Below are 11921 nucleotides of genomic sequence, written 5' to 3'. Positions count from 1 at the left end.
ATGATCCCCGAACTCGGACACTTCGCGCTCGTTCTCGCGCTCGTTCTCGCCCTGGTGCAGGCCATCGTGCCGATGATCGGCGCCAGCCGCAACCGCCTGGCATTGATGGCCGTCGGCCGGCCGGCGGCGCAGGGGCAGTTCTTCTTCATCCTGTTCAGCTACACCTGTTTGACCTGGGCCTTCATTCAGAGCGATTTCTCGGTGCAGCTGGCGGCGGCGAATTCGCACAGCGCCACGCCGCTGATGTACAAGATCACCGGCGTGTGGGGCAACCACGAAGGTTCGCTGCTGCTGTGGGCGATGTCGCTGTCGCTGTGGACGGTCGCCGTCACGGTGTTCTCGCGCAACCTGCCCGATGCCTTCGTCGCCCGCGTGCTGGGCGTGCTGGGCTGGGTCAGCACCGGCTTCCTGTCCTTCCTGCTGGTGACCTCGAACCCCTTCGAGCGCCTGCTGCCGGCGGTGGGCGAGGGCCGCGACCTGAACCCGCTGCTGCAGGATCCGGGCATGATCATCCACCCGCCGCTGCTCTACATGGGCTACGTGGGCTTCTCGGTGGCCTTCGCCTTCGCCATCGCCGCGCTGCTGAGCGGCCGGCTCGATGCCGCCTGGGCGCGCTGGTCGCGGCCGTGGACGACGGTGGCCTGGGTGTTCCTGACCGCCGGCATCGCGATCGGCTCGGGCTGGGCCTATTACGAACTGGGCTGGGGCGGCTGGTGGTTCTGGGACCCGGTCGAGAACGCTTCCTTCATGCCCTGGCTGCTCGGCACCGCGCTGATGCACTCGCTGGCGGTCACCGAGAAGCGCGGCGCCTTCCGCAGCTGGACGGTGCTGCTGGCGATCAGTGCGTTCTCGCTGTCGCTGCTCGGCACCTTCATCGTGCGTTCGGGCGTCATCACCAGCGTGCATGCCTTCGCCACCGATCCGAAGCGCGGCCTGTTCATCCTCGCGCTGCTGGTCATCGTCATCGGCGTGTCGCTGCTGCTGTACGCATGGCGGGCGCCGAGGCTCGGCGGCGGCGGCAGCTTCAGCCTGGTGTCGCGCGAGACCTCGCTGCTGGGCAACAACGTATTGCTGTCGGTGGCCTCGGCTTCGGTGCTGCTGGGCACGATGTATCCGCTGTTCCTCGACGCCCTGGGCATGGGCAAGATCTCGGTCGGGCCGCCGTACTTCGAGTCGGTGTTCATTCCGCTGATGACGCCGGTCGTGGTGCTGATGATGTTCGGCCCCTTCCTGCGCTGGAAGGATGACGACCTGGCCAAGGCGGTGCGCAAGGTGGCGCCTGCCTTCATCGCCAGCGTGCTCATCGGCCTGGGCACGGCCTACGCCGTCGACCACGTCACCTGGCGCACCGTGCTCGGCCTGTCGCTGGCGGCCTGGGTGGTGCTGGCCAGCATCCAGTTGCTGGCGGGGCGCATCACCGAGCGCGCCGGTGCCGCGATGGGCGCACGGCTGCGTTCGATCACCGCCGCGTGGTGGGGCATGTGGCTGGCGCACCTGGGCGTCGGCGTGTTCATCATCGGCGTGACCCTGGTCGGCAGCCTGGAATCGCACGTCGACGTCAGGATGCAGAACGGCCAGCACGCCGAGCTTGCCGGCTACACCTTCACCTTCCGCGGCGTACGGGACGCCGACGGCCCCAACTACGATGCGGCGCGCGCGACCATCGACGTCACCCGCGGCGAGCGCGCGATCGCCACGCTGACGCCGGAGAAGCGGCTGTATCTGGCGCAGGGCATGCCGATGACCGAGGCCTCGATCGACATCGGTCCCTTCCGCGACGTCTATGTGTCGCTCGGCGAACAGCTCGAGGACGGCTCCTGGATCGTCAGCGTGTACTACAAGCCCTTCATCAGCTGGATCTGGCTGGGCTGCATCATGATGGGCCTGGGTGGCGTGTTCGCCGCCGCCGACCGCCGTTATCGCCGCCTCGCCGCACGCGAGGCGACGGTGGCGGCCAACCAGCGCGTCGCCTGAGCGGCGCGGAAGTCTCCCGATGAAAGCAAAATTCCTCGTTCCCCTGATCCTGTTCTTCGCCCTCGCGGGTTTCCTCGCCTTCGGCCTCACGCTGAATCCGCGCGAAGTGCCTTCGCCGCTGATCGACAAGCCAGCACCGGCGTTCAGCCTCGCCCGGCTCGACGACCCTGCCCGGCCCTTTGCGCTGGAGGAAATGAAGGGCCAGGTGTGGCTGCTGAACGTGTGGGCGTCGTGGTGCGTCGCCTGCCGGCAGGAACACCCGGTGCTGGTGCGCATGGCGCAGCAGAAGCTCGTCCCGGTCGTCGGCCTCAACTACAAGGAAGTGCGCGGCGACGGCGCGATCAACGCACGCGGCATGGCGCTGGAAGCCGAGACCGCGCTGGCGATCGAGCGTGCGCAGCGCTGGCTCGACGACCATGGCGACCCCTACGTGCTGTCGGTGCTCGACATAGACGGCCGCGTCGGCATCGACTTCGGCGTGTACGGCGTGCCCGAGACTTTCCTGATCGACGGCGAAGGCCGCATCCGCTACAAGCACATCGGCCCGATCACGCCGGAGAGCCTGCAGCAGGTGATCATGCCCAAGATCGAGGAGGTGCGCCGTGCGGGCTGAAATGTTCGTGAAACCTCTCCGCCGGCTGGCCGTTGCCGTGCTGCTGGCGGCGGCATTGCCCGCCGCCGCGCAGCAGGCTGCGATGCCGCCGCAAAGCGCCGGGCCGGGTGCCGCGCCTACCGTGGCGGCCGATCCGCAGCTCGAAGCCGACGTGATGGAACTGTCGCACAAGCTGCGCTGCCTGGTGTGCCAGAATCAGTCGATCGCCGAATCCAACGCGCCGCTCGCGGTCGATCTGCGCGACCAGGTGCGCGAGCAACTCGCCGCCGGCCACAGCAAGAGCGACGTGGTCGATTATCTGGTGGCCCGCTATGGCGATTTCGTGCTCTACGACCCGCCGTTCAAGGCCACGACCCTGCTGCTGTGGGGCGGTCCGGTACTGCTGCTGGTGGGCGGTGCAGGCTGGCTGGCCTGGCGGCTGCGCCGGCGCCAGGGCGAACTTGCCGCCGTGCATGGCCTGAGCGAGGCCGAGCGCCGCCGTGCCCGCGAACTGCTTGCCGGTGATGCGAAGCAGTCCTCATCTGAATCTCCGGAGTCCCGTTCGTGACCGCCTTCATTCTTCTTGCCGGCCTGCTGGTGGCCGGTGCCCTGCTCTGGATCCTGCCGCCGCTGTTCCGCGCCGGCGGCCGCGCACAGCGCGAACAGGCGGAGCAGAGCCAACTGGTGCTGGCCGTGCTGCGCGAACAACTGGCCGAACTGGATGCCGATCTCGCCGCCGGCCGGATCGATGCCGCCACCCACGCAAAGAGCCGGGAGGAAGTCGAGCGGCGGGCGCTGGAAGAAGGCGAGGCTGCGGCCGAGCGGGCCCAGAGCGCCGACACCCGCGCCGAGCGCAGCTGGGCCGTGGCCCTGGCGCTGAGCGTGCCGGTGCTGGCGGTGGCCGGCTACCTGGCTTTCGGTGAGCCGGAGGGGCTGGATCCTGCCAATGTGGTTGAGCAGCAGGGTTTCTCCAAGGAGCAGATCGCCGACATGGTGGGCAAGCTGGAAGCCCGCCTGCAGCAGGAGCCGGACAACGCCGAAGGCTGGATGATGCTGGCCCGTACCTATACGGTGCTGCAGGACTTCCCGAAGGCGGTCGTGGCCTACGAGAAGCTGTCGAAACTGGAGCCGAACGAGCCGGATGTGTATGCCGACTGGGCCGATGTCGTCGCCGCGACGCAAGGCACGGTGGTGGGCGAGCCCGAAGAGCTGGCGGCGAAGGCACTGGCGATCGCGCCTGCACATCCCAAGGCGCTGGCGTTGGCCGGCACGGCCGCTTACCAGAAAGGCGATTACATGGCTGCCGCCGCGCACTGGGAGAAAATCCTGGAGCAGATTCCGCCGGGCGAGGACGTCGCCCGCGGCGTCCGCGCCAGCGTGAACGAGGCGCGGGCCAAGGCGGGCATGCCGCCGCAGGCCGAAGCTGCAGCCGCGCCGGCGGTGGATGGTGGCCGGCTGTCGCTGTCCGGCCGCCTCGAAGTGGACGCGGCGCTGCTCGATCAGTTGAAGCCGGACGACGTGGTGTTCGTGTTCGCCCGCAACGAAGGCGGCGGTCCGCCGCTGGCGGCGCTGCGCTTCAAGGCTGGCGAACTGCCGCGGGATTTCTCGTTCGACGGCGCGGCGATGATGATGGGCAATGATGGACCGCTGGCCGAGCGGGTCGTCGTCGGTGCCCGCGTTTCCAGGAGCGGCAATGCCACCGCGGACAGCGGCGATCTCGAAAGTTCGGCCCTGCCCGTCGCCGCGGATGCCAGCGGAATCATCGTGAAGATCGACCGCGTGCGGCCGTGATTGCTGTCCGGTGGGCAGCACTACTGCCCACCTGGTTGCGTCAGTCCTGGTAGCTGAAGCGCACCCGCTTGACGTTGCACAGCAGTTCGTAGGCGATGGTGCCCGCCGCTGCGGCGACGCGGTTGACCGGCACTTGCCGGCCCCACAGTTCCACCCGGCTGCCGATGCCTGCCGCGGGCAGATCGGTGAGATCCACCGTCAGCATGTCCATCGACACGCGGCCGATCAGGCGGCTCGGCTGGCCGTCGATGGCGACCGGCGTGCCGTCGGGCACGCTGCGCGGATAGCCGTCGGCATAGCCCATCGCCACCAGCCCCACGCGCGTGCGCCTTTCGGCGACGAAACGGCCGCCATAGCCGAGCGCGTCGCCGGCTTCGATCTCGCGTACCGCCATCACCGCGCTTTCCAGCCTCATCACCGGCTGCAGGCCGTTGGCCTCGCCGGGCATCGGATCGGCGCCGTAGAGCAGGATGCCCGGGCGCGCCCAGTCGCGGTGTGCCCGGGGCCAGCCCAGGATGGCTGCGGAGTTGGCCAGGCTGCGGGTGCCGGCCAGGCCCCGGGTGGCGGCTTCGAAGCATTCGAGCTGCTCGGCGGTGGAGACGACCTGCGGCTCGTCGGCGCGGGCGAAGTGCGTCATCAGCGTGATCTCCCGCACCTTGCCGCTCGCCTGCAGCCGTTGCCACGCAGCGGCGACGTCGGCGCCGACGAAGCCGGCGCGGTTCATGCCGCTGTTGACCTTCAGCCAGATATGCAGCGGCATTGCCAGCGGGGTGGTCTCGATCATGCGCAGCTGGGCTTCGTGGTGGACCACCACCCATAGTTCGTGGCGAACGGCATCCGCCAGCTCGAGCGCATCGAACACGCCTTCCAGCAGCAGGATCGGGGCGGTGATGCCGGCTGCGCGCAGCTCCAGCGCTTCGTCGAGGAAGGCCACCGCGAAGCCGTCGGCTTCTCCTGCCAGGGCATGGGCACAGCGCACCGCGCCATGGCCGTAGGCATTGGCCTTGACCACGGCGAGCGCCGACGTGCCATGGCGCGTGCGGGCGAGACGGTAGTTGTGGCGCAGAGCGGCGAGATCGATCAGGGCGCGGGCGGGGCGCATCGTTTCAATCCAGTGGAGGCGGGGCGCACATGGTGCGCCCAACTGCAGCGCGCCGCAATGCGGATGGTCTGCGATGCCTGCCTCAGGCCGGCGACAGGCTCAGGCCTTGTGCGCGTCGCACGGCTTCGCGGCCATAGCGGCGCAGGCCGAGGTCGTCATGGCGGATTGCCGGCTGCCGGCTGGTGATCAAGTCGGCGAGGAGCGCGCCGGCACCGCAGGACATCGTCCACCCCAGGGTGCCGTGGCCGGTGTTGATGAACAGCTCGGGGTAGGGCGTGGCGCCGATGATCGGGGTCGAGTCCGGCGTCATTGGCCGCAGGCCGGTCCAGAACTGCGCGCTGGCGATGTCGCCACCGTGCGGGAACAGGTCGGTCACCACTTTTTCGAGCGTTTCGCGGCGGCGCGGATTCAGGCGCAGGTCGAAACCGCCCAGCTCGGCCATGCCGCCGACGCGGATGCGCTCGTCGAAGCGCGTCACCGCGACCTTGTAGGTTTCATCGAGCACGGTCGATCGTGGGGCAGCATCGGGGTCGGCCAAGGGTAGGGTCAGGGAGTAGCCCTTGACCGGATAGACCGGCAGATCCAGGCCCAGGCCGGCGGCCATCTGGCGCGAATAGCTGCCCAGCGCGAGCACGTAGCGGTCTGCCGCCAGCACCTGGCCGTGCGCGCCGATGCGCACGCCGATCACGCCGCCGCCACCGGTCAGGATTTCGCGGATATCGACGCCGAAGCGGAATTCCACGCCGGCCTTTCGTGCCATGTCGGCGAGCCGGGTGGTGAACAGATGGCAGTCGCCGGTTTCGTCGTTCGGCAGCCGCAGGCCGCCTGCGAGCGGACTGCGGCTGCGGGCGAGCGCCGGTTCGGCGCCGATGAGCTCCGCGGCGCTCAGCAGCTCGAAAGGCACGCCGCATTCCTGCAGCACGGCAATGTCGCGCTGGGCTGCGTCCAGTTGAGCCTGGCTGCGGAACAACTGCAGGGTGCCGAGGCTGCGTTCCTCGTAATGGAGTCCGGTTTCGCTGCGCAGTGTGCGCAGGCAGTCGCGAGCGTACTCGGACAGCCTCATCATGCGTTCCTTGTTGAGCGCATAGCGGTCCGCGCTGCAATTGGTCAGCATCTGCAGCATCCAGCGCAACTGGAACAGGCTGCCGTCGGCACGGATGGCGAGCGGGGCGTGGCGCTGGAGCAGCCATTTGAGCGCCTTCAGCGGAATGCCGGGCGCCGCCCAGGGCGTCGAGTAGCCGGGCGATACCTGGCCGGCGTTGGCGAAGCTGGTTTCGAGCGCGGCGCCGGGCTGGCGTTCCAGCACGGTCACGCGAGCCCCGCGCTGGGCGAGATACCACGCCGTGGTGGTGCCGATGACGCCGCTTCCGAGTACGATCACATGCATGGCTGGCTCCTGCCCGATTGCCGTTGGATGTATGCAGTCTAGGCAAGTTCAAGCAGTGTTTTTCACTTATAAACATGTGATGAATGGTGAAATCAATCATTCATCCTGCTGTTTTTCGGCGAGGGTAGCGAAATGCGCGAGCTCGATCGCGTGGACCGGAAGATCATCGATCTATTGCAGAAGGAAGGGCGGCTGTCGATGACCGAGCTGGCCCAGCGCGTCGGCCTGTCGGCGACACCGTGCACCGAGCGTGTGCGCCGTCTCGAGCGCGAAGGCGTCATCACCGGCTATCACGCCCGTGTCGATCCGCGCGCCCTCGGCAGGCCCTTGCTGGTGTTCGTCGAACTGAAGCTGTCGGCGAAGTCGAACGACACTTTCGACCGCGTGAAGAAGGAACTGGCCTATGTACCGGAGGTGATGGAATGCCATCTGGTGTCGGGTGATTTCGACTACCTGATCAAGGCGCGCATTGCCGAAATGAGCGACTATCGCCGCCTGCTCGGCAACATCCTGCTCAAGCTGCCGTCGGCAGCCGAGTCGCGCAGCTACGTGGTGATGGAAGAGGTGAAGGAAAGCCTTTATCTGCCGCCCGAGCCGTGAGCGGGGTGGCAAGCTGTATCAGAGAAGGATAATGTTTCCCTTCCCAGGGACAGGGCGGCCCTGGATCGATGTGATCGGACGATTCGCCCCGGATACGGAACTGCCATGCGCTGCTCGACGTTTTTGTTTTCCCTTGGTGTATTGGTGCTGTCTGCCTGTGACAAGGCGCCCTTGCCAGAGGCAGAGAAGGCGCCGCCTTTCGTCAGGACGGCGCGAGTGGGGGCGGCGGCCGCGGCCGATCTCGGTCTGTCCGGCACGGTGCGGGCACGGGTGGAGTCGCCGCTGGCTTTCCAGGTCGGCGGGCGCATCGTCCGCCGTGCGGTCGATGCGGGCGAGCAGGTTAGGGCCGGACAGCTGCTGTTTCAGCTCGATACCCATGATCTCGAACAAGGCGTACGCGCGGCCGAAGCCGATCTGGCGGCGGCCGAGACGGCGCTGACCACGGCGGTTGCCGACCTGGCGCGTGCAAGGCAGTTGCGGGAGCGCAGCTTCACCAGCGAGCAGGCCACCGAGCGTTTCGAACTGGCCCGGCGCGAAGCGCAGACACGGCGGGAGGCGGCTGCGGCACACCTGGTGCAGGCGCGCAACGCCCTGGGTTATGCCCGCTTGCAGGCGCCGGCGGCGGGTGTGCTGGTCGATGTGGCGGGCGAGCCCGGCCAGGTCGTCGGCGTCGGCCAGCGCGTGGCGCTGCTGGCGCAGGCAGGCGAACGGGAGCTCGAAGTGCATTTTCCGGCAGGCGTGGCGCCGCCGGCTGAAGGCCTTGCCCTGCTGGACGGGGACATGAGCTTGTCGCTGGTCCTGCGTGAAACGGCCGGCGCGGTCGAACCCCAGGGCCGCACGCTGCGGGCGCGTTACACGGTGCAGGGGGCTCGGAATGAGTTGGTGCTGGGCGCCGTGCTGCGTGCGCGCTTCCATGTCGGACAGCAGACCGAAGGCGGTTTCGTCGTGCCGCTCGCGGCGCTCAATGAGCGTGGCGAGGGCGCGCGCGTCTGGCGCGTGCGCGACGGCATCGTCGAAGCCGTGCCGGTCGATGTGCTGCGCATCGGCGGCGAGCTGGCGCAGGTGCGTGGTGTGCTGGCGACGGGCGATTCCGTGGTGGCGCTGGGCACCCATCTGTTGACCGAAGGCATGAAGGTGCGGGAGCTGGCGCGATGAGCTTCCCCAACCTGTCCGCGCTCGCCGTGCGCGAGCGCTCGGTCACGCTGTTCTTTCTCATCCTGGCGGTGCTGGCGGGGGTCTATGCCTTCCTGTCGCTGGGGCGCGCCGAGGACCCGGCGTTCACCATGCGGGTGCTGGTGGTCAATGCGGTCTGGCCCGGCGCCACGCCGCAGGAGATGCAGGAGCAGGTGGTCGACCGGCTGGAAAAGCGCATCCAGGAGGTCGAGAACATCTATCGCATCATCACCACGGTGCGCCCGGGCATGGCCAACCTGCAGGTCGAGTTCCACGACTACACGCCGGCCGCGCAGGTGCCCGATCTCAAGTACGAAGTGCGCAAGCGCATGCAGGATGAGGCGGCCCGGCTGCCCGCGGGCGCCATCGGGCCGATCGTCAACGAGGATTTCGCCGACACCTATTTCAGCCTGATCGCCCTGACTGCGCCCGGCATGCCGATGCGCGAACTGACGCGGGAGGCCGAGGCGATCCGCGATCGCCTGCAGCACGTGCCCGGGGTGCACAAGGCGCTGGTGCTGGGTGAGCGTGCCGAGCGTGTGTTCCTCGAGTTCGACAATGCGACGCTGGCCAATCTGGGCCTGTCGCCACAAGCGGTGTTCGATGCCATCTCGGCCCACAACCGGCTGCTGCCGGCGGGCAGCATGGAGACCGAGGGGCCGCGCCTGAATCTTCGGCTCGATGCGGATCTGTCCGATCCAGCGCAGCTTGCCGCCGTGCCGCTGCGGGTGGGCGATCGGGTGTTCCGGCTCGGCGACATCGCCAGCGTGCAGCGCGGCTACGAGGATCCGCCGAGCTATCTGGTGCGTTCGCGGGGCGAGGATGCGCTGCTGCTCGGCACGGTCATGAACAAGGGTGAGAACGGCCTGGTGCTGGGCAGGCATCTCGCCGAATTCATCGAAGCCGAGCGGGCACGCCTGCCTTTGGGGCTGTCGCTGGAGGTGCTGACCAACCAGTCGGAAGCCATCGCCAGCGCGGTCAATCTGTTCCAGCTCAAGTTCCTGGTGGCGGTGGCCGTGGTCGTGGCCGTCAGCATGCTGGCCATTGGCTGGCGCGCAGGGTTGGTGGTCGGGATCGCGGTGCCGGTGACGCTGGGCATCACCTTCCTGACCATGAAGCTGATGGGCATCAATCTGGATCGGGTTTCGCTCGGTGCCTTGATCATCGGCCTGGGCCTGCTCGTGGACGATGCGATCATCGCCGTCGAAATGATGCTGGTTAAGATGGAGCAGGGCTGGAGCCGCATGCATGCGGCTGCGCATGCCTGGAACGTGACCGCGGCGCCGATGTTGTTCGGCACCCTGGTCACGGTGGCGGGCTTTCTGCCGATCGGCTTCGCGCGCTCGTCGGTGGGCGAATACGCCGGCAACATCTTCTGGGTGCTGGCAGTGTCCTTGCTGGTGTCGTGGCTGGTGGCGGTGGTGTTCGCGCCTTATCTGGGCGTGAAGATGCTGCCCGAGGTGGCGCACGAGCATCCGCATGGCGATGCGGACGTATATCAGACGCCGATGTTCCGGCGCTTGCGCCGCCTCATCGCCTGGTGCGTCAACTGGCGCAGGACGGTGGTGTTCACGACCGTGCTGCTGCTTGCGGCGGCGGTCGTCGGCATGATCACGCTCGTGCAGAAGCAGTTCTTTCCCAGTTCGGATCGGCCGGAGGTGCTGGTGAGCGTCTATCTGCCGCAAGGCAGCAGCATCGGCAACACCGATGCGGCAGTGCGCAAGCTGGAAGCGATCCTGGCGCCGATGCCCGAAGTGCGAACGCTGTCGAGCTACATCGGTGGCGGGGCGCCGCGCTTCTTTCTGTCTGCCAACCCCGAGCCGCAGGATCCGGCCTTTGCCAAGATCATCGCGGTGACGCAAGGCGTCGAGGCGCGGACCCGGGTGATGGCCGAACTGCAGCGGCGTATCGAAGAAGGCGAATTCCCCGAGGCGCGCGTACGGGTGTCCCGCCTGCTGTTCGGCCCGCCCGTCGTCTGGCCGGTGGCGTTCCGTGTGGTCGGGCCGGAGGCGCAGGCGTTGCGCCGTATCGCCCATCAGGTGCGCGAAGTCATGGCGTCCAACCCGCACGTGGTCGATCCGCATCTGGAATGGGATGAAAGAGTCCCGGTGCTGCACCTCGCCATGGACCAAGCGAGGTTGAGGCTGCTCGGCCTGACGCCGCAGGACGTCTCGCAGCAACTGCAGTTCCAGCTCGATGGCCTGCGCGTGACCCAGGTCCGCCAGGACGTGCGCACGGTGGATGTCGTCGCACGCGGCGCCAGCGGCGGGCAGCGGCTCGATGCCAATAGCCTGTCGGCACTCGAGATCCTCACGCCCGATGGGCGCAAGCTGCCTGCCGGGCAGCTGGGCGGCATCGAAGTCAGGTTCGAGGAGCCGGTGATCAAGCGCTACAACCGCGAGTTCGAGCTGACGGTGCAGGCCGAAATCGAGGGCGCGCAGCCGAACGACGTCACCGAGGCATTGTGGAAATCGCTGGCGCCGCTGCGCGCCGAGCTGCCGCAGGGCTATCGGCTGGATATTTCCGGTGCGGTCGAGCAGTCGGGCAAGGCCAATGCGTCCATCCAGAAGCTGCAGCCGGCGATGGTGGCCTTCATGCTGGTCTTCATCATGCTGCAGATGAGATCCTTTTCCGGCACTTTCATCGTTGTCGCCACTGCGCCGCTGGGCCTGATCGGCGCGGTGCTGGCGCTGCTGTTGTTCAATCAGCCCTTCGGCTTCGTTGCCCTGCTCGGCCTGACCGGGTTGGCGGGCATCCTGATGCGCAACACCCTGATCCTTACCCAGCAGGTTGCCGACAATCTGGAGGCAGGCATGGAAGCGTTCGACAGCGTCGTCGAAGCCGCGGTGCAGCGGGCCCGGCCGGTGATCCTTACCGCGCTGGCGGCAGCCTTCGCTTTCATTCCGCTGACGCTGGACACCTTCTGGGGTCCGCTGGCCTATGTGCTGATTGGCGGAGTGGCGGTGGGAACGGCGATCACGCTGTTGTTCGTGCCGTCGCTTTACGCGCTGTGGTTCAGGCTGTCGGTGGTGTCTGCGGCGTAGTGGCGGCGTGCCAGGGCTGCGTGCTGGGGGGGGGCGGGCGGATTGCTTGTTCATGGACTGGCGCGTTTTCTGTTTCATGGGCTGATCAATATTTCTGTTGATTTTTATCTTGACGGATTGTTTTTGGTGTCTATAATGCCGATCTTTCTCGCGGCGCCTGGGTTTGATTGCTGGGTGTAGCGGGGCTTTAGGCGGTATTGGGGGTGGGGTTTTTCCGGCGTTTTCCGTGCTTTTGTTTTTTTGGGAAGCGGTTCGGGT

The 11921-nt window shown here is 67.4% G+C and carries 9 protein-coding genes; 7 read left to right on the top strand and 2 right to left on the bottom strand.

Annotated features, from left to right (window positions below):
• Genes TBU01S_RS17735 through ccmI form a run of 4 tightly spaced genes read left to right on the top strand, consistent with a single transcriptional unit; the run spans position 1 to position 4357 of the window.
• Positions 1 to 1974: a heme lyase CcmF/NrfE family subunit gene (locus tag TBU01S_RS17735; RefSeq protein ID WP_068638575.1), complete on the top strand. Its 1974-nt coding sequence runs from the start codon at positions 1 to 3 to the stop codon at positions 1972 to 1974.
• A 19-nt stretch (positions 1975 to 1993) separates the two neighbouring features.
• A complete protein-coding gene (locus TBU01S_RS17730; RefSeq protein ID WP_068638573.1) occupies positions 1994 to 2587 on the top strand; it encodes a DsbE family thiol:disulfide interchange protein in 594 nt (197 codons plus the stop codon).
• A gap of 1 nt (position 2588) precedes the next feature.
• Positions 2589 to 3134: a cytochrome c-type biogenesis protein gene (locus TBU01S_RS17725; RefSeq protein ID WP_068638572.1), complete on the top strand. Its 546-nt coding sequence runs from the start codon at positions 2589 to 2591 to the stop codon at positions 3132 to 3134.
• Positions 3131 to 4357, top strand: a complete 1227-nt coding sequence (ccmI, locus tag TBU01S_RS17720) for a c-type cytochrome biogenesis protein CcmI (protein ID WP_068638570.1) — start codon at positions 3131 to 3133, stop codon at positions 4355 to 4357. The genes TBU01S_RS17725 and ccmI overlap by 4 nt, the downstream gene beginning before the upstream one ends.
• A 40-nt stretch (positions 4358 to 4397) precedes the next feature.
• On the opposite strand, the gene alr is transcribed toward ccmI, so the two are convergent.
• Both alr and TBU01S_RS17710 read right to left on the bottom strand, forming a co-directional pair.
• On the bottom strand, positions 4398 to 5459 hold the full coding sequence (gene alr, locus TBU01S_RS17715; protein ID WP_068638568.1) for an alanine racemase: 1062 nt from the start codon (positions 5457 to 5459) through the stop codon (positions 4398 to 4400).
• 82 nt (positions 5460 to 5541) lie between these two features.
• On the bottom strand, positions 5542 to 6846 hold the full coding sequence (locus TBU01S_RS17710) for a D-amino acid dehydrogenase (RefSeq protein ID WP_068638565.1): 1305 nt from the start codon (positions 6844 to 6846) through the stop codon (positions 5542 to 5544).
• Positions 6847 to 6978: 132 nt separating this feature from the next.
• Here TBU01S_RS17710 and TBU01S_RS17705 point away from each other — a divergent pair, with 132 nt between their 5' ends.
• The 3 genes from TBU01S_RS17705 to TBU01S_RS17695 all read left to right on the top strand — a co-directional run bounded on the left by TBU01S_RS17705 (position 6979) and on the right by TBU01S_RS17695 (position 11663).
• Positions 6979 to 7446: an Lrp/AsnC ligand binding domain-containing protein gene (locus TBU01S_RS17705; protein WP_068638563.1), complete on the top strand. Its 468-nt coding sequence runs from the start codon at positions 6979 to 6981 to the stop codon at positions 7444 to 7446.
• Between the two features lie 144 nt (positions 7447 to 7590).
• Complete coding sequence (locus TBU01S_RS17700) at positions 7591 to 8601, top strand: efflux RND transporter periplasmic adaptor subunit (protein WP_245650971.1); 1011 nt, start codon at positions 7591 to 7593, stop codon at positions 8599 to 8601.
• Positions 8598 to 11663: an efflux RND transporter permease subunit gene (locus TBU01S_RS17695; protein WP_068638559.1), complete on the top strand. Its 3066-nt coding sequence runs from the start codon at positions 8598 to 8600 to the stop codon at positions 11661 to 11663. The genes TBU01S_RS17700 and TBU01S_RS17695 overlap by 4 nt, the downstream gene beginning before the upstream one ends.
• Positions 11664 to 11921: the final 258 nt, after the last annotated feature.

This window comes from Thauera butanivorans NBRC 103042 (genome assembly GCF_001591165.1).
Taxonomy (GTDB): Bacteria; Pseudomonadota; Gammaproteobacteria; order Burkholderiales; family Rhodocyclaceae; genus Thauera; species Thauera butanivorans.
The sequence above is the reverse complement of the archived record's forward strand: the minus strand, read 5'-3'. Positions and strand labels throughout refer to the sequence as shown.